Source organism: Pseudomonas sp. xss_2 (assembly GCF_043104195.1).
In the GTDB taxonomy this organism is placed as follows: Bacteria; Pseudomonadota; Gammaproteobacteria; order Pseudomonadales; family Pseudomonadaceae; genus Aquipseudomonas; species Aquipseudomonas urmiensis.
Map to the genome: position 1 here is coordinate 1 of NZ_JBICKL010000026.1, position 21407 is coordinate 21407.

Below are 21407 nucleotides of genomic sequence, written 5' to 3' on the forward strand. Positions count from 1 at the left end.
CACGTTAAAACGAGTTTTATATGAATATCGCTTTGTAAAAGATGCAGGGCGAATAAAAAACAACACTATTACTTGCTCCGCTATGTGGGGCGTAATCCCTGCTTTCAGGTTGGCTGGTGAGGGTAGACTTACGAAAAACAATGTTAGGCTGTGGAGTGCAGCTTCAAGCTATTTTCCCGGCGCAATAAAAATTGATGTTTCAGCAAAAGAAAACTCATTTGTGGTTACGTCACCCACCGCATTTGCACCTTTTGAATCACCGCCAGCAGAATTAAATGCATTTATTGTCTCTCGTGACGGCAAAACCATCATGCGCACGTTCGGCGATTTTCAGCAAGGAAATATCCTAAGCAGCGCATCTGCAAGAGTGTGCTCTGAAAAATACGACATTTGTGTTAGCTCGAATATTCAAGCAAATGTTTTCAAGGCCAGCAAACCTACTCTTTTCCTGTTTGTCGCATTAACTGGCTGTTCTTTGGGCTTGTTGGCTTTCTATGCTGCCCACCAATATCGTAGAGTTAGAAACTCACTTTCACATCGTTTAAAATACGCTATTAGAAATGGGCTAATATCAACTGCATATCAGCCAATTGTTCATGGCAAGACCGGCAAGGTTTCCGGGTTCGAAGTTTTGGCGCGCTGGCACGATAAGAAATTCGGATCAGTCCCTCCAAATGTCTTCATCCAAAAAGCGGAAGCTCTTGGTTTGCAAGAGAAGCTGAGCAAGCTGATTGTTAATAGGGCTTTGGAAGAGTGTTCGAGAGGCCTGGCTTGCCATCCGGGAGTATATTTGAGTTTTAACATTGAAACCAAGGACCTGCTGGATGGCGGTCTAATTCGACACATATCAGATACAGCAAGAAGTCACGGCGTATCAGCTAGTCAGATTGCAATTGAAATTCTTGAAGGGGCAACGGCTGAAATTAGCCAGGTCGAACAAAAAATTGAGTCCATTCGAGCTTCTGGTTATAAAGTATTAATTGACGATTTTGGCTCAGGATATTCAAGCCTATCCTATCTGGCCGGGCTCAATGTTGATATTATAAAAATTGACAAGTCGTTCTCAAAAGCTGCTGGAACAGACTCTCCGGCAGCAGTAGTGCTGCAAAAGATTCATGAAATAGCAAAAGCTTTAAACGCAAAAATAATTTTTGAGGGCGTGGAGACGGAAGCTCAGAAAAAAGCAATTCTTGATTTCTGTCCTGATGCACTTGTTCAAGGATGGCTATTCAGCAAGGCATTGCCAATTAGCGAACTTACTGAAAAAGTCAGATCGCAAAGAGCTAGGGGTGAAGCGATGAATTTTGCAGATGAATAAATTTTATATTAGCCCTAAAAGGTGCCCAATCTTTGATTGGGTGCGTTTTAGGGCTGGTAGCGATTTAGAGATGGGGCTTCTTTTCGGCAGTGTATCCATTCGGGGTGACACTGATGCGGTCAATGTGCTCATCAGCCAAGTGAACATCCATGATGAAATGTTTTTCTTAGTAGGCGTTATAGTAATTCTTACGTTTTGACCGATTAGGAAATTATTTACTCGCATTCGCCCATGCTCGTTCAAAAGGAGCTTGTAAATTTCCATAACGTTAAGCATGGATTTACTGGCCAGATGCAGCGAACTAATTCTTAGGCTAATCTCATTATGCTTTGCTTTAAGCTGGTCCAAGTCGTGAGCTACTTCCTCAATTTTGCTTAGAATGTATTTTTTGGCCGTTTCCGAGGCATTAGTAAGAATGTCGAAATTGCTTGCTAACGATTTTTCCTGTTGAAGAATTTTTCCAGCTAGCTCTTGCTTTTCATTTTCCAGCGACTTAATATCCTTAGACTTTGGTATTATTCTGTGAAATGGGATAAGAGATTGGTAGGCAAGGAATATTTCCTCTATTCGTGCATATCTATATCTGACGCCTTTTCATGGTGATGCATACGTGCAGCGCCCAGCCAATGAGGCCGAGCACACCAAGTCAACATACTCTCTTTTTGCGTGGTAACGGAAGCCCGAGCCACAGGCACAAAAAACAATCCCTCGTAAGATGCTTTTGAATTCTGCGAACTTCCGCCCTGCAAGTTTTGGGTCTTGTCGCTCACTCAATTTTGCGCCGACTCTATAAAACTCTGACTCTATAAAACTCTGACTCTGAAATTACTGCCGGATAATAGCCTTTAATCTCTTTTTTGACCTGAATCGGCTTACCTGATTCGTCCCACTCCATAGCGATAAAAGACCCGTAAATGGCGGGCTGTCGAAGAACCTTCCCAACAATGCTTTCAGTATATTTCTTGGGGAAGTTCATCTTGTTTAATTCTTGGGCAGTTGCTCTTGCACCCATTTCAAAACAGAGTTCTGCGGCACGTTTCACGGCTTCTGCATGTTCGTTAAGGATGAATCCCTCATCAACATAGCTGATCCAGAAAGGGGTCGCACTGCAACTGAACATGCGTCCGCGTAAGCGCTTCGACTTCAAATGCCCAATCGAGGTTATGGGCGAGGTGATGCAGAAGGCCATGGTTATGCGGCATGATGCTCCAGCTTCAATTCAATGACCGTGTTGCACTCAGCTTCTGCAACCGCCATTTGATCAATTGGATGCCAGCAGCCACGGCTGCGTGTGGCTGCTGGCATTTGTTGCTCTAGCCTTTCGGAGCAGTGGTTTTTCCGTCTACCAGGCGCCAGATATTCAAAGGGTTGTTTTGCTTCAATGCCTCAGGGAGGAGGACATTTGGCAAATTTTGATAGCAAACAGGACGAAGGAAGCGGTCGATTGCAGTCGAACCAACCGACGTTGTGCGGCTGTCAGAGGTAGCAGGGAAAGCTCCGCCGTGTACCATGGAGTCACATACCTCCACGCCAGTTGGGAAGCCGTTGACCAATACGCGGCCAGCCTTCTTCTCCATGGCTTGCACCAAACCTTGAGCAATCGCCAAGTCCTCATCTTCAAGATGAAGTGTCGCCGTCAGCTGACCCTCGATGGATTTGGCGAACGCGAGCATTTCGTTGACGTTCTGGCAACGGATGACGATAGCTGCCGGGCCAAACACCTCCTCCAAGAGCTGTGCATTGGCTGCCACGCTTTCGAAGATCGTTTGATAGAGATGCCCCTGTGCCTGTGTGGCTCCAAGATCAGGCTGGCCTGAAGCAACGGCCTGAACGCAGGACTGACTGGTGATGCGATCAATCCCTTGCGAATAGGCAGAATGAATGCCGGGAGTCAGCATGGTTTGCGCAGCCTTGTCGCCCAGATGAGCTCCGGCCTTGTCCAGGAAGGCTTCCAGGTCAGGGCCATCGACTGCAAGCACGATGCCTGGGTTGGTGCAGAACTGGCCTGCGCCCATTACCAGAGCGTCGATGAAGCCGGTGGCGATGGACTCTGCCCGAGCAGACAGTGCACCTGGCAGGAGGAATACCGGGTTGATGCTGCTCATTTCGGCGTAGACGGGGATGGGTTCAGGCCGCGCTGCCGCTGCCCGCATCAATGCCAGGCCACCGCTACGTGATCCGGTGAAACCTACAGCTTTGATAGCCGGGTGCGATACCAGCTGCTGTCCTACATCATTGCCATCACCGACAATCAGCGAGAACGTTCCCTCAGGCAATTCAAGGCGCTTCGACGCTTCCTGGATCACTCGCCCTACGAGCTCGGAGGTTCCCAGGTGAGCGCGGTGAGCTTTCACGACAACAGGGCAACCTGCGGCCAGTGCGGAAGCGGTATCGCCACCTGCGACAGAGAAAGCGAGCGGGAAATTACTTGCACCGAAGACGGTGACAGGCCCCAGCGCAATTTTGCACATGCGCAGGTCGGGGCGTGGAAGCGGCTGACGATCTGGCAGAGCCGAGTCGAGTGTCGCATCCTGCCAACGGCCTTGGCGAAGGACAGATGCGAAAAGCCGCAGCTGACCGACGGTGCGTCCCCGCTCGCCTTCAAGTCGAGCCATGGGCAGCCCGGTTTCGAGGTGAGCACGCTCAGTCAATGTAGAGCCCAGGCCTACGATCCCTTCCGCAATCTCTTCGAGAAAACGGGCACGCAATTCAGGTGCAGCGGAGCGGAACGAGTCGAACGCCTGTTCGGCCAGCTCGCAGGCCTCGTTAACCAGAGCTGCGCTTGCGCAGTTGAACACAGGGCTTGGAATAGACTGTTGGTTATTAGGATTGATCGCAAGGAGTTCACGGCCTTCGCCGCGCACCGCTCGATAACCGATTAGTTGTTCACCTGTGAGTTGCATATATCTACTCCGAAAACTTGTTACTTGTCAGTGGAAATGGGCTGCTTCAGAAGAAGCACGTAAGCCATTGCTGCCACCGATGCCACGGCAGCACTGATCAAAAATGCGGAAGCGAAGGAGCCGGATTGCTGGATGCTGAAGCCAGTGACAATGGGTGCCACCGATCCCGCCAGGTAACCGCCGAAGTTCTGGATAGAGCCGAAGGAAGCAACCCGTCGACTATCCACGACTGTGTTAGCGATCATCCAAGCAGTTGAGCTGGCCATGTTGACGCTGAACAATGCACCGCACAGCAACACCACGCTGAGGATGAAGCCACTGCCGAACGACAGAGGGATGGTGAATGCAGCAGCTGAGAACAGTGCGCAGACAACTACGAGCTTCCGGCTACCCAGTACGGTGGCCCCATTCTTCACCAGTCGGTCACAGAAACGGCCAGCGACGATGGTGCCCAAGGCGCCAAATACATAGGCCAGGGAAACGATCCAGGCAGTTTGATACAGGCTGAGACCGTGCTCACGCTCGAAATAACCTGGCAACCAGGTGAGGTGCAGCCATAGCATGTAGATCACGCCCATGAACCCCAGGACTGCACCCCAAGTGCTTTTGTGCTGGAACAGCTCAGCCCACGCGCTCAACTGAGCTTTCACGCTGGGCCTTGCTGTAATTGCTGCCTGCCTTTGTGCTTGCGTAGCCAGTAGACGTTCGCGTTCCTCTGCAGGAAGCTCAGCCAAAAAACGCTCTTTGCTCTTGTAGAAGGCGAACCAGCAGGCAGCGATCAAGATTCCAAAAACGCCGGTGGCAATGAACATGCCACGCCATCCCCAATTGACCATCAGCAGGGTCAAGAGTGGTGGCGCGATGCAAGGCCCTATGCATGTCGACGACAACACGATCCCAGTGGGCGTCCCACGCTTCTCAGCTTCGAACCACTCTGAAAGTGCCTTAGCAGCTGAAGGAAACATTGGTGCTTCACCGATACCCAGCACGATCCGCAAACCGATGAACGCAGAGAATGTGTTGATCAAGCCAGAAGCAGTTTGAGCAACAGACCAGCCAAGAAGCGCTGCGCCCAGTGAAATCTTGCTGCCCAGGCGATCAATGATCACACCCAGTGGAAGCTGAGCCAGGGCATATGCCAACGAGAACGCTGACAGGAGGATGCCCATCTGGGAAGGCGTAATCCCCATATCCCGCTGGATAGAGGTGTTTGCAATCGACAGAGCGCTCCGATCCACATAGTTGATGATGCCGATCACCAGCAGCAGGCTGACGGTGATGACCTGGTACTTCTTGAAGGGGTTTGAGCTCGCCACCGTTTCAGGCTTACGGTTGAGCTCCGCTTCCGCATATTTGGTGTTCATAGGCGTTCACTTTCTTGTTATTGGATGAGGGCAGGATTTCGAGGCTTACATGGAGGCCTCGAGAATCCACTGGTAATCCTCTGCAGAAGCTTCACGCGGGTTTGTGCGATGGCTGTGATCTGCGAGAGCGCCTTTGATGATTTTGGGGAACATGTCTTCAGTGACTTCCAGCTCCCGCAGGACGGTTGGCAGGCCGAGTGCTCGGGTCATGTCCCGGATCGCATCTTCGATTTGGCTTTCGTCAGCCAACCCCATCGCTTGAGCAATACGCGCTGTCTTGTGCTCGTTGACCATGGTCGCTGCCTTGCGGTTGAACTGGATCACAGCCGGCAGGAAGATTGCGTTGAGAGTGCCGTGGTGCAGGCGAGGATTGATGCCGCCCAGCGAGTGGCTCAGGCTATGAACGCAACCCAGACCTTTCTGGAACGCGAGAGCGCCTTGCAGGGAAGCACTCATCATGTTGGTGCGACCTTCCAGATTTTTCGGATCTTGGGTAGCGGTTTCGATGAAGCGCCAGGCACGCCACAGGCCGTCCAATGCAATACCGTCCGCAGGTGGGTTGAACGACGGAGCCATGAAGGTTTCGAGGCAGTGGGCAATCGCATCCATCCCGGTAGCAGCAGTCAAAACTGCAGGCAGGCCAAGAGTCAGTTCCGGGTCACAGATGGCAGATTTTGGAACAACGTGGGGGGAGATCACGCCAACCTTACGGCCATCGTCCAAGATGAGAATGGCGCCACGACCAACTTCGCTGCCGGTGCCGGCAGTGGTCGGCACTGCGATCACAGGGGCCGTTGCTGGAGTGATGCGAGCCAGGCCACCTTCGATGACAGCGAAGCTTTTCAGCGGGCCTTCGTGCTTGGCGCATACGGCTACACCTTTGGCAAGGTCAATAGCGGAACCGCCGCCGATGGCGATGATGCCGTCGCAACCGCATTCCTTGAACATGGCCACTGCTTCACGAACAGCATTTTCGTTTGGGTTGGGTGGCGTGCCGTCATAGATCGGCAGCTGAACAGTGGAGTCGGTGAATTTGCTCAGAGCTACATCAACGATACCTGCCGCACGGACACCACGGTCAGTGACGATCAAAGGGCGGGTAATACCAATGCGCTGACACTCTGCAGGCAGGAGCGAAATAGCTCCGACTTCAAACTGGATCTGGGTGATGTAATTGATCAGGGACATGGGGTCTCCTCGAGCCTACTGGCTTTGTTATTTTGGGCCGATCTCAGGCCAATCCGCCGCAACGGGTGCGACATCGTGCCGCGCCAGTATAGAAATCTGAATTCAGCCGTGGTATTGAGAACAATCCATACAGGTATAACTAGGATTCATACCAAATGACCCCGTCCCTCAACTCGATCATGTCCAGGCTCCACGCTAGACACCTGCGATTGCTCATCGAGCTGGACGAGCACCGCTCTCTTCTCGGAGCCGCAAATAGCGTGGGGCTGACACAACCCGGGGCAAGCAAGGCCCTTCAGGAGATCGAGACGACTTTTGGTACGACGCTTTTTAATCGCAACAACCGTGGGCTTGAACCAACGGCTGCCGGCTATTGCGCCATCAGGTACGCCAGGGTGGTGCAGACTGATATCTCGAACCTGCGGCACGATTTGGATGCGATCCTGAGAGGGGTCGGGGGACGCCTTGCGGTGGGGGCGATCATGGGGGCAGTGCCGCTGTTGATGAAGGCGGTCTCCCAGCTGACTGCTATACAGCCGGAAATGTCATTCGAGATCATTGAGGACACCAGCCAATCGCTCTTAACCCAGATCGAGAGCGGGCGTCTGGACATGGCCCTGTGCCGGACGAGTGTGAGCAGTTCGCCGCATCTTTTCTCGAGTGCGTTTGTTCAGGACGAGACTCTGGCGGTCATCGCCAACATCGACCACCCCCTCCAGGCCGCTGGAGCACTTCGCTTGGAGGAGTTGGCTGAAAGTCGGTGGATCGTCTACCGGGCCAACATGCCTATGCGGGTGCAGCTTGAGCGAGAGTTCCATGATGCGGGCATCCGCTTCCCTCTGCACCTGGTGGAGACCACGTCGATTCTGGCAACGCTGTCACTGCTGCAGAACCAGCCCGAATTCGTTGCGCTTGTGTCAATCGATGTGGCCAAGCAGTGCCTCCAGCACAACCGCGTATGCATCTTGCCCTTGGCCATCAAGTCCGTAAGCGACCCCTACGAGTTGGTAACACGCAGAGGTAGCCAGGCCACACCGGCTATGGAGCAACTGAGGGGGTTGCTGATACAAGTCGAGCTCGACGATGCAGGCCGCCCTAAAGCGCTTCAATCAGAAGGTGGTCGGGCACTGCGACCGAACCACAATCCCCACTGATCTACTTCAAAACTCGTCGCAGCCTGAAGAGTTACGGCGAACTATAATGAAAATACTTTGTCACGTTATTGGATCCGAAACTGCTTTCGGAGTCTAGCTCGCTCGAATGAGATTCAAAATAATGATCCCATCGGCGATTAGGACGACTTCAGCTGGAGGCTGTTCTCCATGGACGCGATCAAAAGCTGCTATCACCCCATCGATGCGGCAATTCTTTGGTGCGATCTGGCCGATCACACCGCAGAGATCTTACAGGTCGAAATAGCCCACTCAGGTGAGCTACTCAAGCATTTTCCGCAGTGGCCCTGTCTCCACTTCTATGTGGAGCGCATCTACGACGCCATTGCCGCGGGTGAGCTACCGGCAACGTTCCTCGGCGGGCCCATTACGCTCAACGACCACGCCGAGCGAGTGTATTGGTCCATACGCCGTCCGGATCTGCGGGCCTGGTTTGCGCTAAACCATCCGGAGGAAAAACCCGAATTCCTGTTCCCCAAAAATATCGACCACCTCGAATGCGTGAGTTTGAACGCCTTTTTGGCTGTGCAAGCTGAACGGGACTTCTACGCGCGTGAGTTTGAGAAAATGCATCAGGCCTACGATTCTGTTGTCGAAGAGATGACGGTCTACAAGCGCCATGAAAACGAGCTAACGGCGCAGCTTGATGCAGCGGAGCCAGCCCCTGAAGCCTCCGCCAGCGTCCACTACACGATCATCGGCGCCCTACTGGCAATCACCGTAGGCAAGTCGAAATCCGGCCAAGTGCAGTCGATCTATAAAAATCAGACTGCGGTAGTCCAGGCTATTTTGTCTCAATTTCCCGGCCTACATGGTTTGAGCAAACACACCCTTGATCGGAAATTTGCGTTGGCTCGCCGCCATTTGGCCCAAGCGGAGCAGGCCTAACTCCGAATAGCCAGGCAATGGCGGCCATTGCCTGGCAATGATTTTTCACCCCCACGGACCTTCACTGACTGTCACATCCCACTGCGCGCCACATGGCGCTAAGGAGTGACACCATGCAACCGGCCAGCCCTGCCCCAGCTTCCGCCGATCGCCACATCATGCGCCGCGATGAGGTGGAACAAAAAACCGGCTTCAAACGCTCGCACATCTACAACTTGATGAAGGCCGGACTATTCCCGCAATGCCGGCGCATCGGCACGCGCGCGGTCGGTTGGGACTCGCTGGAGATTGAGCAGTGGGTTCAGGATCGCCTGTCTGTTCGGGAGTAGTGCCATGAAAGTCCTTTCGCTGATCTCGACCAAGGGCGGGGCCGGCAAGACCACGGTTGCCGCCAACCTCGGCGGCCTGCTTGCCGACGCGGGCTTGAAGGTGCTGCTGCTCGACCTAGACAGTCAACCGACGTTGTCCAGCTACTACGCTCTGTGCAAGTCACGTGAAGCGGGCAGTTACGAACTGATCTCGCAGCGGCTCACGGTTGCCGAGCAGATCATTTCCGTCACCACCATCCCGCGGCTTGAACTGATCGTTTCCAACGACCGCGCGGGCCACCTGGGCACCGTACTGCTGCACGCGCCCGATGGCCGACTGCGCCTGCGCAACCTGCTACCCGCATTTGCCGATCAGTACGATGTGCTGATCGTCGACACCCAGGGCGCGCGCAGCGTGGTGGTGGAAATGGCCATCCTCGCCTCCGATTGTGCGCTATGCCCGTTGCCACCGGAAATGCTCGCGGCACGCGAACTGCGCCGCGGCACGCTCGGCCTGTTCGAAGAGCTGGAACCCTACCGCTACCTCGGCGTGTACTTGCCCCCGGTGAAACTGCTTCTCAATCAGGTGAACGCCAACCGGCGCGATACCTGCCTGATCATGCAGAGCCTGCGCAACACCTTTGCCGCCGCCCCGCATGTCAGCGTCTGCAACACGGTGATTCCCGATCGCGTCGCGTACCTCAACGCCGCGTCGTTGGGATTGCCAGTGCATCGGGTCGAGTCGAAAGCCGCCCCTCGATCGCGCAGTCGCTGCGCGGCCGATGTCATGCGAGCACTGGCCAATGAACTGTTCCCTGAGTGGGAGCAGCGACTGGTCCAGACCAGGGTCCGTGCGCGCTCTTTTCCCAACAGCATTGCCTCAGTGGAATGCGTCACCGGCCGACCAGCTTAGTGCCATGTCCATCCCTCGCTGCCCCTCTCACGCAGCCGGTCGGAAAGGCCTGAGCAGTCCGTCTGCATTGACAGATCAAGGGCAAGTTCATGAAACCGCCAACCCCCGAAGACATCACGCGCAAGCTCCAGCACGGGCACTTCCCACAGCGGGCAACACAGGTATCGCCCACCGATCCTGACTGTGACACGCCGATGGTGGTGACCCTGGAGCAATTGCGGCCCTACGAGCACAACCCGCGTTTCATCCGTAACCCGCTGTACGAGGAGTTGAAGGCCTCCATCCGCGACCGCGGCCTGGACCAGCCCCCCTCTATCACGCGCCGGCCTGGCGCGCCGCAGTTCATCATCCGCAACGGCGGCAACACTCGCCTGAGTATCCTCGGCGAACTGTGGCAGGAAACCCGCGAGGAGCGCTTCTTCCGCATCCATTGCCTGTTTCGCCCCTGGCAGTCGGAGCTGCATACGCTGCTGGGTCACCTGGCCGAAAGTGACCTGCACGGCCAACTTACTTTCATCGAGCGCGCCCTGGCCGTGGCCAAGTTCCGCGACATGCTGCTGGAAGGCGGCGATAGCCTGAGCCAACGTCAACTGGCAGCGCAGTTATCGGCCGGCGGTTACCCGATCTCGCAATCGCACATCAGCCGGATGCTGGACACCCTCGAGCACCTGCTGCCAGCTATCCCGCAGACTTTGTACGCCGGCTTGGGCAAACCTTCGATCGAACGGACCCTTAGCCTGCGTCGACGTGCCGAATCGGTGTGGAATCGGTACGTGGCGACACCGTTGGATTTCGCGGCGCTGTGGTTGGAGGTGCTGTCCACGTTCGACTGCACCGCCGCCGAGCTGGACACCGCCGAACTGCAGGACGAACTGCTCGCACACATGGCGAAATCCTTGAACCAATCACCGCGTCTGTTGGCGTTGGAGCTGATCCAGGATAGCGGCCAGCCATCACGTCAGCCACTGACGCCCGGCATGCCCCTGTCTCCCCAGCTGGGCGTGGGCGAAGACACCGATACCACTTCCGGTAGGGAGCCTGAAGCCCCCATGGGGCTCGACTCACCGGAACCAGTCTACCCTCTCCAACCCGCTGACAGGCAATCCGATCAAGCAGACCAGACGCAGCCTCGCGCCGCCGCCCGTGAACGGGTAGAAAGTCCAACTGCGTCACCGCCCGCTCAGTCTGCAAATCTCGGCAATGCTGGGTTTCAGTGCTTGCCCGACTCATTGGATACCATCTGGGCGATTCCGCCGGCCCTGGAAGACCTGGTGCAACTGCGCCAGGCCTGCGCCCAACTGGCCAGCGAATTGGCCGGTTACGCCAATGCTCCAACCATGGTCTGCGCTACTGAGGAGGGCCTAGGCTTCTCATTGGCGCCCGATACAGCAGCACCTTCGACACCCCACCGCACCGGTATTCAGCTGCTGCTGGGCGCGCTGTTGCGCGTGCAAGACGACGTTGCTTGGGAGCAACGTCAGCAGCTCCCGGCAGCGCTGTTTGGTCAACTGCTGCTGGGAGTCTACGACCTGCCACTGATCGAGCGCCCTGCGCTCGCGATCGGGATTGAGCGGCTCCCTGATCCTCAATTGGCGCAACTGTTTTCACTTATACGGCTTTCTCGACGCCTGATCGAACTCACGCTGTCGTCCACCCGCTGACACCCGGAGGTGCCGCATGAGCACGTCGTTCAATCTGCTGAACCACGCCATGTTGAACCAGGTCCTGCATGAGCTGCGCCATGGCCGACTGCAACGGTGCAAGGCCTTGGGCCTCGCCGACGAGGACATCGAGGTGCTGCAGTCGCTGCCGCCCACCACCTTGTCCCACCTGGCGCACTCCACGATCGCCTGGGTCGAGATCAAGGTCGACACCACAGTGCTGCGTCGCCTGATCGCCCAGGCCGAACGGGACGAGCTGAACGAGCGGCTGATCAACCGTGCCCTGAAGTTGGGGGCGAGTTCGAACATCATGTACCGCTGCTTCGGCCTCGACCATTCCGACACGGCATTGCGCCGACGCATCCTGAAGATCGAGACCCATCGTGGTCGCCCCGTCCAACTCAGCGAGACCCAGGAGCATGCAGTGTGGAACCGCTGGCGCCAGTTGCGGGCCGAAGATCCGGACAGCGAGCCGCTGGACGCGATGATGATGCTGGCCGAGGAACAACAGATCAGCCTGACCCTGATTTGGCAGCAGATCGAGCTATACGGAGGTATCCCATGCTGAACTTCTACACCGTGGACTGGGCTGATGTGGTGCGCCAGAGCATGGTCACGCTCAAGCGTTGTCTGGAGCAGGCCGAACAAGCCAGGGCCGCCCGTGCGCTGGCTGAGGGGCCATGCTTCGTGTACTACGGCAGCCACGATCCGTTACCGCGGGGATTGCTGCAGGATCGCCGGCTCACACCCGTGGAGCGCAATCTCTGGTTGGTGCTGCGCTGGTTGATCACCGAACGGCAAATGCGTACCCCACGGTATCAGGACCTTCAGCCGTACCTGGCGACCAGCCCCTGTGGTGCGCAGGCTTCACGCGAGACCATCGCCCGCGCGCTGAACGTGCTGCGCGCTACCCGCTGGCTCAGCCTGAGCGAACGATATCGCGATTCGCAGGGTTGCCTGCGCGGCTGTGTCTACGTACTGCACGACGCGCCGCTGTCACCCGCACAAGCCATCGACCAAGATGCCGGTTACCTGCCCCTGATCTGCCAAAACCTGTCCCATGCCACCAAAGGCGTGCGCGATCTCGCTCAACACCTCCTCCAGGAGCTACGGGCGGATCCAGAGGTGACTGACGAGGCCTTGGCCATGATGGCTTCGCTCCCCGCATCAGGCGCTCAACAGGCCTTGCCGCTGCAGGACGACAGCCATGCCGAGCATTCCGAACGAGGCGAGGCGTACAGCGTTCGGTTTGCCACAGCGTCCTCGACCGATTCCGAACCCAGCGCGAATGTCCCGGCTCCGGCTGCCGTTCGGATTCCAGCGCACGACCGTACCGTACAAAAACAAAGCAAAAAAAGTACAGTACCGCCCGCCTCGGCCAGTGGCAGCGCCGCTTGGCCAGAGGGTCTGCAGTTGAGCCCGACTGAACAGCGCCGGGCAGTCCAGGCGCTGCGCCAGCTCGAGCCCGAACAGCGACAAGCGGTGATCAATGAAGCAGCCGTTCGCTGCAGCCGCGGCGACATTCGCAAGCCGATTGCATATCTGTTGGGGCTGATCAAGCGGGCGTGCCAAGGGGACTTCACCCTGTGGGCCGCCCGTAGCGATGCCCCGCTAGCACCGCGCAAGCGCATTCGCCCGCCAGAGCCAGCTGATGAGCGCTCACGGGAGTCCGGAAGCCGGGTGGCCTCGCCGCTGGCCAAGGCGTACCTAGAGCAGCTCAAGCTTCGCTGCGGTGTCGTGAGCGGGGCAACGTAACAGCGCGCTGAGTCTTCCAGATCTCCAACGATCAGCGGACCTCAATGGATTTGATCGCAGTGGCATCACTCCAGTGACGTCCTCTAGCCAGACACAATCGCTCGAGGAGTGTGATCTGCGTGATGGGTGTAAGGTCGCAGCTTTGACGCCAGGATGAAGCAGTTAGCTGCGTTGGCACTCAGTGGATTTGATCACAGTGGCATCAATGGCAGGACCATCGAAAGTAGGGGCAATGTGAGCCCATCGCGTTCACATTGATCACTGCTAGGTCGCCCGAGAGCGCAGATCGTCGGCGTCATTCCGACGGCGAGGATCCGGCAATGGTCGACCACTACCAGCTCAACCTGGGTTCACTGCGCAGCAGCATCACCCTCACCCTGCACACGCATCACGCAGCACGTCTGTGGCAGGGCCGTGCCGGACGCGAAGGCGTGTTCGGCATCATGGGCATGGCGGGCTACATCAGCGTCACCAACCTGCTCAAGCAGGCGAGTAGTCAGGACGACCCCTTCGCCGACTGGTTCATGCTGCAACTGGAAGACAAGGTGCTGCAGGCCAAGGCCGAGCTGCTGACGTTGACCGAGCAAGTCAAACTGGTCGAGCGCGACCTGCCCTCCCAGGTCAGCATCGGCGACAACCTGAACATCCACCCTGTCACCCTGCCCCTGTTCATCGGCAGCCAGTTGGGGTTTCTCGCCGTCTACCTGCTGACAGACTACGACAGCCTGGTACGTCGCGTGCTGCTGGCCCACCACACCGCGCTGATCGGCCGGGCCGACATGGAGTACTGGATCGATGGTGGCGCCCACCTGCTGCGCAGCCTGTTCAGCATGGCACAGCAGTTCCGACTGGCCGGGGTAAGCCGCGACGACATGGCCGCCAACAACGCCCGCGCCCGCGAGGCCATCGACAAGTTCGGCACCCCGCCCCAGGACATTCTCGAAGGCACACGACGCTCGCAATTTGCGCCGCCCATCGTGCGCACCGCCAAGGCCGCACTGCCCAGTGAGGCCGATCAACTTGCTGACGACGTGGAACCTTCGCCCGGCGACCCCGCCGAAGGCGGTGAAGCATGACACTGCCCGAAGCGATCGCCCATTGCCTGTCATCCGAGGCCTATCGCGAGTTTGAACACAGTGCCTCTCTAAAAGGCCTTTTAAAGCCTTTTAAGGGTAAGGGGGAGCTGGCCCAGTTCGCCGAGACAATCAAACAGCTGCGAGGCGAACTCGAGACGCTGATGGCCGCGATGCTGGCGATCATGGCGCAGCCACCCTTCTCGTTGCTCGAGTTGCGACTGAGCGTCCAGCACAGCTCCCAGGGCGCCTGCTTCCTACGCTGGCGCAGCCCGGACTTCAAGCGCATGGGCGTGGAGGTCTGGCAGCAGGCGATGGCACATCCGCTGCTGCAGCCAGAACTGCGCCAGGCGCTGTACCAGCTGGAAGCCAACCGGATCGTCCTCAACCTGCAGATGAGCAGCCTGAACTCGCTCTATCGCCAGGTACTCACCGGCGCCCTCAAACTCGCGTATGCCGATGACGTCCTTTTCGATACCACCACCGAGGAGAAACACCCATGAGCACGTTCTTTGTTGGCGAAGGCAACATCGGCAGTCCGCCTGAGTTTCAGGAGTTCAACAACAACCCGGACGAGCCTAAGCGGCTGCTGCGGTTGAATGTCTATTTCGACAATCCGGTACCGCGCGAGGGCGGCTATGAAGATCGCGGCGGCTATTGGGCACCGGTCGAGCTCTGGCACCGCGATGCCGAGCACTGGAGCACCTTGTACCAGAAAGGCATGCGCGTCTTGGTCATGGGCCGAACGGTCAAAGACGAGTGGGAAGACAGCGAGGACAATGCCCGGGTGACGTTCAAGGTCGAGGCACGGCACATCGGCATCCTGCCCCATCGCCTGGCCGGCGTGTCCATGCGCGAGAAGGCCAGTGAACATGGGGGCAGTAGCCGCAAGCCGGCCGGCAAGAAAACCACCCGCAAGTCGACCTGAGCGGGTGGACGTCAGAGGAACGTTTCCTTCAGCGCGATACCGTTCAGTCGCGGGGGCCCACGCGGCGGGCGACGCCCTGCAGGTCGTCCCCCTCGATCAACCCTTTGACCTCCGCCAGGTACTGGTCCAGGGCAAGGAACGCCCGCCAGTGCGCTGGCGCTTCCTTGACCCACGCGATCAATCTGGCCCTCGCCGCCTGATCGTCCGGTTCCTGATGGGTGGCCATAAACAACTCGCAGGCCTTGATCGCCAACGCATCAGCTTCATGCTGCTCAAGTTCGTCCAATCCGCTATCTCCGCGTGACGGTCAGGTCACCGTACTATCATTGGGTGATACGCCCCGAAAGGTTGATAGTCAACCTTTAAGGGCGTTCATATCTTCGGGTGGCTGGTCAACCATACGGGTTGAATTGGAGAGCCCCCCGTTGCCAGTCAAAGAGCCTAGCCCACAACACATCGGCCGCCAGTTGGCCAAGTACCGCCGCGCCCAGGGCTTTACCCAGGCGCAAGTCGGTGAGCGCCTGGAGATCGGCACCGAAGCGGTGTCGCGCATGGAGCGTGGCAAAGTCGAGCTGACCGTGCCCAAGCTGCTGCAGTTGGCGGATATGTATGGCTGTCCGGCCGATGAGCTGCTGCTGGCCATCAGTCCTAGGCCACAGGACCAGGGGCAAAAGATTGCCTCGCTGATCAAGGAACTTGGCGAGACGGACAAACAGTTTGCCCTGGACCTTCTACAGACCGTGACCGCACACCTCGCGCAACGGTAGTAACCTCTCAGCCTGCCGCTACGCCGATATGAGCTCGGCCAGTTCAGCTTTTCTCTAGCACTCCCCTGTCACGCGACCACCCTGTCGGTACCTGACCGAGAGGGCCACGCCATGCGCCTCTACATTTGCGAAAAACCGTCCCAAGCCCGCGATATCGCCCGGGTGCTGCAAGCCCATCGTCGCGGTGATGGCTGCCTGCAGGGCACGGGAGTGACCGTGACCTGGTGCGTGGGTCACCTGCTGGAGACCGCGCCACCGGAAACCTATGGCGACCAGTTCAAGCGCTGGTCGCTGGAGCACCTGCCGATCATCCCGCAGCACTGGCAACTGGTGGTGAAGCCCAAGGTCGCCGCGCAGTTGAAGGCGATCAGCCGGCTGCTGCAGGCTTGCACCGAGGTGGTGATTGCCACCGACGCCGACCGCGAGGGCGAGATGATTGCCCGGGAGATCCTTGAGCGTTGCAAGTACCAAGGACCGGTCCTGCGTTTGTGGCTGTCCGCCCTCGACGACGCCTCGATCCGCCGGGCCCTGGCGGCGTTGCGCCCGGGTGAGCAAACCCTGCCGCTGTACCACTGTGCCCTCGCCCGGTCCCGGGCCGATTGGCTGGTCGGCATCAACCTCAGCCGACTGTTCACCCTGCTGGGTCGCCGCGCCGGCTTCGACGGTACGCTGCCCGTAGGCCGCGTGCAGACGCCCACCCTGCGCCTGGTGGTTGAACGTGACCGCGCCATCGCCAGCTTTGTTGCCCGGCCGTTCTGGAGCGTGGACGTTGTGCTGCAGGATGACGGGGCTGAGTTTGAGGCACGCTGGCAGCCACCCGCTGCACACTGCGATGATACCGGTCGCTGCATCGATAAGGTGGCGGCCGAGCAGGCTGTCCGGCGAATTGCAACTGCGCGTTCAGCACAGGTCGAGCGGGTCGACGTTGAACGCGTGACGGAAGGGCCCCCCTTGCCATTCGACCTGGGCACGCTGCAGGAGGTCTGTTCGGCCAAGCTCGGTCTGGGCGCGCAGGAAACCCTCAGTGTGGCGCAGGCACTGTACGAAACCCACAAGGCCACCACCTACCCCCGCAGCGACTGTGGCTACCTGCCAGAGAGCATGCTGGACGAAGTGCCGCGTGTGCTGAAGGCCCTGGCCGCAGCCGACCCGCCGCTTGGCCAGCGCTTCAAGGAGCTTGATCCGACACGACGTTCCCGCGCCTGGAACAGCAGCAAGGTCACCGCCCACCACGGCATCATCCCCACCGCCGTGGTGATCCCCCTGGATCAGTTGTCCGAGCGCGAGCGCGCCGTGTACACCCTGATCCGCGCCCGCTACCTGGCGCAGTTTCTGCCTCAACACGAATACCTGAAGACCCAGGTGCAGTTGCGCAGCCAGGCCGATCAGTTGCTGGCCCGCGGCAAGCAGATCCAGGTACGTGGCTGGAAGGCCGTGATCGACGAAGCCGACGCCAGCGAACCGACCGAGCAAACGCAGCGGCTCCCCACCTTGCAGGAAGGTGCGTCGGTTGGTGTGCGAAATGCCAAGGTCAACACGCAGCGCACTCAGCCGCCCAAACCCTACACCGAAGGCACACTGGTCAAGGCAATGAAAACCATCGCCAACCAAGTGGCCGACGTGCGCCTGAAGCAAACGTTGAAAGACAGCATTGGCATCGGCACCGAGGCCACCCGCGCCGCGATCATCCAGGGCCTGATCGATCACGGCTACTTGACCAAGAAAAAGCGCAGCCTGGCGGCCTCTGCGGCCGCCCACACGTTGATCGAGGCCGTTCCGCGTGAGGTGGCCGATCCGGTGATGACAGCGGTATGGGAACAGGCGCTGGCACGGATCGAGACCGGTCAGCTGAGTGTCGAGGCGTTTCTCGCCAAGCAATCGACCTGGCTCACCCAGGTGGTGCGCAGCCAGGCCTCGTTGAATCTGCAGCTACCCCGTTCGAAAGGTCCCGCCTGCCCCGTGTGCCGAAGCCCCATGCGCCAGCGCAAAGGCCGCACCGGCAACTTCTGGTCCTGTGTGCACTACCCGGACTGCAAGGGCACCAAGCCAGTGAAGGCCAGCGCGGCGCCCGCCAAGCCGAAGCGGACCTGACTGCTTGACGCTGGGGCCAGTCGCTGATGTAGTGGACAGGCCCCTCGCCGTTTGGCGACCCTAGGCCGATTCGCTCCGGGCAGCTCGGCCAGACTCGTTGAGTTCGGAGCCTCTTTCACTACGCTGCATCACTGTTCCGGATGTCCAAGATTCCCGAGACGGATGACCCGTGCGACCTGCTTTAGGCTGCAGGGGTCATCCGCCTCGGCGACGATGCTCAGTGCCGGTGCCCGCCGGCGAAAAAACGGGCGCCGTTTGTGCGCGGATGCGTGCCAGTTATCCCGACCCAGGCCACGACAAGGGTCGGTTGATCAGGGTGAGGAGACAGCTGAAGTGAAGCGACGACTTCGCTGTCGACGAATCAGATCTAGGGTGGCCCTGCTGTTCCTAGCCTGACGACCGTTGGGCTATTTTTTCGCGCGTTTGAGTCCACTGTGCACCACCCACGTCCGCACCTCTGAACCCAGTCAAAACCGCTGTTGACGGGCGCTGCGCAGCGCTCTATAGATGAACTGCACCACGCTGTCGATGACAGCATCAGGTAGCCGGAACCTGCAAGGCTACGCTCTCCCCAGAGTGGTTCCTCCCAAAGTGCGACTAGCGTTCGGCGGCTCGCACGGTTATCGCTCCCCGCGATGATGAGCGCTCTTACACCACTGCTGTTGCACCTGACCTTCCCTTGCGGACTCACCCCCGCCAGGGCCGGTGAATATCCGCGTTTCTCGCAAACAGGAGATTCACCATGACCACGGCAAACACTGCTGCTCCCGCCACCTACTTCAACCTGCACACCCAAGGCATTGGTTACTTGAACCGCGTGCGCGAGGTGCCAGTGCGGCGCGGCCAGCCCTTTATGGCCTGCGACATCGCCGCCTTGCACGGCGCGTCGGATGACGTCGAATACACCCGCTTCGACTGCAAGGTCGCTGGCGGCGAAGCCGAACGGCTGATCCGCGAACACCTCGAGGATGTCCGTGCCGAACGCAAGGTGCTGATCGCGTTTCGCATTGGCGACCTCTGGGTCGATGCCTTCACCTACGAGAAAGGTGAGCGCAAAGGCCAACCGGGCGCCAGCCTCAAAGGCCGGTTGATCTTCATCGAGTGGATCAAGGTCGACGGCCAACTCACCTACAAGGCGCCAGCTCGGCAGGATGCTTCCTCGGCTGAACTGCCGTCCGAAGCGGCAGAAGAGCATGCGCCGAATCCTTCACACAGTGCCGATCAGGCTCAGGACCAGGCCACGCAGCCTGCCTGAGACGGATGCTCCACCACAAAGGCGCTCGCATGAGCGCCTTTTCTCACCCTTGGAGGCCGCCATGGAGAGTTACTGGCTCTGTGAGGATTGCCTGCACGCTGTGGCCTACGACGACTTCAGCACCTTGTCGCTGTACTACAGCGAGGCCGAAGTCGACCAGCGAATCACGCAGATGCGTAAGGAGCTGCAGGTGTTATTGCCACTCAGCGCTGATTTCGATCCGGACACCGGCGTTGGCATCGCCCCCTTCTCCACTCACCCCTGCGAAGCCTGTCACTCGCCGTCGCACGGCACCCGGCATCGTTTCACCCGCCTTGTAACCGCCTGACCCTACCCACAGGGCCTCCTCCCGGAGCGCTCCTGCACACGAGGTTCTGCTCATGAACACGTCATTGACCTTGGTCGAGCCCCTCGACCCCGTCCTGACCCAGCGCGCCCACGAAGATGCGTTGATCAACGAAGCTCTGCAGCTGCTGGACCAACGCTATTTCCAGCGCGGCGAAGTACTCATCACGCCTGCCGACGCCGCGTCTTACCTGAAGCTGCGTCTGGCGCCTTATCACCACGAGGTATTTGCCTTGCTCTATCTCGATTCACGCCACCGCGTGCTGGACTTCGAGGTGTTGTTCTTCGGCAGCATCGACGGTGCCTCGGTCTACCCTCGCGAAGTGGTGGTCAAGGCGCTGGCACACAACGCCGCCGCAGTTATCCTCAGCCACAACCACCCTTCCGGGTGCCCTGAGCCCAGCGGCGCCGACCGCGTGCTGACCACACGCCTGATCGAAGTGCTGGCGCTGGTCGAGATCCGCGTTCTGGACCACATCATCGTCGGCGAGGGTCAGCCCCTGTCCCTGGCTGAATACGGCTGGATCTAAACTTCTCTCGTTCGCCACTGCCTGTATGGGGTGGCGTCCTCTTTTTACTGGAGCGCCACCATGCTCACCTCAACCCCCAACCCCTTTGCCCGCGGCTTCCATGCGTTATCCTGCGAACGCGTGGTCCAGATCCACTACGACGACCAGTGCCCGCCCTGCTACCGCCCCCTGCACACCGCCCAACTGGGCCTGGACGACGATCACATCAACTGCCAGGCGTGCGTATTCGATGACGACTGCGCCGTCATCACAGAAGAACAGGATGTCTCGGGTTTCCTTCGCATGCAGTTGCCCGCAGATGGTGTGGTCACCACCGTGCTGTACCAGGTCACCGCCGAACGGCTGAGTGGCTCGGTACACGTTGGCGACCTTCCCAGCTTGGAAGCGGCGGAGCACCTGATGCAGCAGCTGTCCTTTGCCACCGGCCAGTACAGCCGCAGCTGGGAGATCAGTTCATCCCACCTACCGGCCGACGAGTACACCTACCTTGAGCAGCTTGCTCGCTGCGAACGACCGGCCGGCTTCTTTGAATGCTTCCAGATGGTCAGCAACCGCTCCGTCGGCTGCAAGCTGTACTCCACACCCTGGCACCGCTGCGCCCACGCGGGAGGTCCCGGCTGCTCAGCGGCGGACGTTTGCATTCGCCTGTTGGATGAACAGGTGCCTCCGGTGTTGATGACCCTGTTGCTGCTGGCCGGCCAGGCCGACACGCGTTTCCTGGTGTTTGATCCCGATGCAGCCCCGCTGCCAGGACTGCCGGTGTTTACTGACGATTGACCCAAGGCGCCCTTAAGGGCGCCTTTTTCATGTGCTGGGCTCGATAAACCGGCCGGCCAACTTCGGTTTTTCAGTGGGTGCAGCTCGCGCGTGTTGCCAAGGTGTCGGCACCCACTGTCGAGACCTGCTCATGCACACGCCCGCACTTCCTTACCTTGTTCTGATGCTCGC

The 21407-nt window shown here is 58.7% G+C and carries 22 protein-coding genes and 1 pseudogene; 18 read left to right on the forward strand and 5 right to left on the reverse strand.

Going from position 1 to position 21407, the window contains the following annotated elements; translation table 11 throughout:
* A partial coding sequence (locus ACF8K2_RS03820) for an EAL domain-containing protein (protein WP_392463556.1) occupies positions 1-1318 on the forward strand: 1318 nt, incomplete at its 5' end.
* 787 nt (positions 1319-2105) lie between these two features.
* Here ACF8K2_RS03820 and ACF8K2_RS03825 read toward each other — a convergent pair.
* Positions 2106-2438: a recombinase family protein gene (locus tag ACF8K2_RS03825; RefSeq protein ID WP_256559449.1), complete on the reverse strand. Its 333-nt coding sequence runs from the start codon at positions 2436-2438 to the stop codon at positions 2106-2108.
* Between ACF8K2_RS03825 and ACF8K2_RS03830 the strand changes: the two are divergent.
* Positions 2419-2544 (forward strand): annotated as a pseudogene (locus tag ACF8K2_RS03830) (IS30 family transposase); the annotation flags it as partial. The gene ACF8K2_RS03825 and the pseudogene ACF8K2_RS03830 sit on opposite strands and share 20 nt — an antisense overlap.
* Before the next feature lie 87 nt (positions 2545-2631).
* On the opposite strand, the gene ACF8K2_RS03835 reads toward ACF8K2_RS03830, so the two are convergent.
* Genes ACF8K2_RS03835 through ACF8K2_RS03845 form a run of 3 tightly spaced genes read right to left on the reverse strand, consistent with a single transcriptional unit; the run spans position 2632 to position 6773 of the window.
* On the reverse strand, positions 2632-4221 hold the full coding sequence (locus tag ACF8K2_RS03835; protein WP_236198063.1) for an aldehyde dehydrogenase (NADP(+)): 1590 nt from the start codon (positions 4219-4221) through the stop codon (positions 2632-2634).
* Between the two features lie 20 nt (positions 4222-4241).
* Entirely contained in the window at positions 4242-5585 is a 1344-nt protein-coding gene (locus ACF8K2_RS03840; protein WP_070095586.1) for an MFS transporter, read from the reverse strand.
* 45 nt (positions 5586-5630) lie between these two features.
* Positions 5631-6773 carry an iron-containing alcohol dehydrogenase gene (locus tag ACF8K2_RS03845; RefSeq protein WP_232878295.1) on the reverse strand — a complete coding sequence of 381 codons (1143 nt, stop codon included), beginning with the start codon at positions 6771-6773 and terminating at the stop codon, positions 5631-5633.
* A 155-nt stretch (positions 6774-6928) separates the two neighbouring features.
* On the opposite strand from ACF8K2_RS03845, the gene ACF8K2_RS03850 reads away from it, so the two are divergent.
* From ACF8K2_RS03850 to ACF8K2_RS03895, 10 genes are all read left to right on the forward strand, one after another.
* Positions 6929-7927 carry a LysR family transcriptional regulator gene (locus tag ACF8K2_RS03850; RefSeq protein WP_392463561.1) on the forward strand — a complete coding sequence of 333 codons (999 nt, stop codon included), beginning with the start codon at positions 6929-6931 and terminating at the stop codon, positions 7925-7927.
* A 168-nt stretch (positions 7928-8095) separates the two neighbouring features.
* Positions 8096-8833, forward strand: a complete 738-nt coding sequence (locus tag ACF8K2_RS03855) for a hypothetical protein (protein WP_063423924.1) — start codon at positions 8096-8098, stop codon at positions 8831-8833.
* A gap of 113 nt (positions 8834-8946) precedes the next feature.
* Positions 8947-9162, forward strand: a complete 216-nt coding sequence (locus ACF8K2_RS03860) for an AlpA family transcriptional regulator (RefSeq protein ID WP_010799440.1) — start codon at positions 8947-8949, stop codon at positions 9160-9162.
* Positions 9163-9166: 4 nt separating this feature from the next.
* Entirely contained in the window at positions 9167-10054 is an 888-nt protein-coding gene (locus ACF8K2_RS03865) for a ParA family protein (protein WP_063423923.1), read from the forward strand.
* 89 nt (positions 10055-10143) lie between these two features.
* Positions 10144-11715: a ParB family protein gene (locus ACF8K2_RS03870; RefSeq protein WP_063423922.1), complete on the forward strand. Its 1572-nt coding sequence runs from the start codon at positions 10144-10146 to the stop codon at positions 11713-11715.
* A 16-nt stretch (positions 11716-11731) separates the two neighbouring features.
* Positions 11732-12283, forward strand: coding sequence for a DUF2857 domain-containing protein (locus ACF8K2_RS03875; RefSeq protein ID WP_063423921.1), 552 nt, complete (start codon positions 11732-11734; stop codon positions 12281-12283).
* On the forward strand, positions 12277-13470 hold the full coding sequence (locus tag ACF8K2_RS03880; RefSeq protein WP_063423920.1) for an STY4528 family pathogenicity island replication protein: 1194 nt from the start codon (positions 12277-12279) through the stop codon (positions 13468-13470). The genes ACF8K2_RS03875 and ACF8K2_RS03880 overlap by 7 nt, the downstream gene beginning before the upstream one ends.
* Before the next feature lie 320 nt (positions 13471-13790).
* Positions 13791-14546, forward strand: coding sequence for a PFL_4669 family integrating conjugative element protein (locus ACF8K2_RS03885; protein WP_063423919.1), 756 nt, complete (start codon positions 13791-13793; stop codon positions 14544-14546).
* Positions 14543-15046, forward strand: a complete 504-nt coding sequence (locus tag ACF8K2_RS03890; protein WP_063423918.1) for a DUF3158 family protein — start codon at positions 14543-14545, stop codon at positions 15044-15046. Before ACF8K2_RS03885 ends, ACF8K2_RS03890 begins: the two co-directional genes overlap by 4 nt.
* Positions 15043-15471 carry a single-stranded DNA-binding protein gene (locus ACF8K2_RS03895; RefSeq protein WP_232876991.1) on the forward strand — a complete coding sequence of 143 codons (429 nt, stop codon included), beginning with the start codon at positions 15043-15045 and terminating at the stop codon, positions 15469-15471. The genes ACF8K2_RS03890 and ACF8K2_RS03895 overlap by 4 nt, the downstream gene beginning before the upstream one ends.
* 43 nt (positions 15472-15514) lie before the next feature.
* Here ACF8K2_RS03895 and ACF8K2_RS03900 read toward each other — a convergent pair whose 3' ends face one another.
* Positions 15515-15697, reverse strand: coding sequence for a hypothetical protein (locus ACF8K2_RS03900; RefSeq protein WP_063423932.1), 183 nt, complete (start codon positions 15695-15697; stop codon positions 15515-15517).
* A 199-nt stretch (positions 15698-15896) separates the two neighbouring features.
* Here ACF8K2_RS03900 and ACF8K2_RS03905 point away from each other — a divergent pair, with 199 nt between their 5' ends.
* The 6 genes from ACF8K2_RS03905 to ACF8K2_RS03930 all read left to right on the forward strand — a co-directional run bounded on the left by ACF8K2_RS03905 (position 15897) and on the right by ACF8K2_RS03930 (position 21236).
* Positions 15897-16238 carry a helix-turn-helix domain-containing protein gene (locus ACF8K2_RS03905; RefSeq protein ID WP_013972308.1) on the forward strand — a complete coding sequence of 114 codons (342 nt, stop codon included), beginning with the start codon at positions 15897-15899 and terminating at the stop codon, positions 16236-16238.
* 111 nt (positions 16239-16349) lie between these two features.
* A complete protein-coding gene (locus ACF8K2_RS03910; protein WP_063423916.1) occupies positions 16350-18329 on the forward strand; it encodes a DNA topoisomerase III in 1980 nt (659 codons plus the stop codon).
* A 742-nt stretch (positions 18330-19071) separates the two neighbouring features.
* Positions 19072-19584, forward strand: a complete 513-nt coding sequence (locus tag ACF8K2_RS03915) for an STY4534 family ICE replication protein (RefSeq protein WP_063423915.1) — start codon at positions 19072-19074, stop codon at positions 19582-19584.
* 61 nt (positions 19585-19645) lie between these two features.
* Positions 19646-19912, forward strand: a complete 267-nt coding sequence (locus tag ACF8K2_RS03920; protein ID WP_063423914.1) for a hypothetical protein — start codon at positions 19646-19648, stop codon at positions 19910-19912.
* A 52-nt stretch (positions 19913-19964) separates the two neighbouring features.
* A complete protein-coding gene (radC, locus tag ACF8K2_RS03925) occupies positions 19965-20459 on the forward strand; it encodes a DNA repair protein RadC (protein WP_063423913.1) in 495 nt (164 codons plus the stop codon).
* Positions 20460-20519: 60 nt separating this feature from the next.
* Positions 20520-21236, forward strand: coding sequence for a hypothetical protein (locus ACF8K2_RS03930; RefSeq protein ID WP_063423912.1), 717 nt, complete (start codon positions 20520-20522; stop codon positions 21234-21236).
* Positions 21237-21407: the final 171 nt, after the last annotated feature.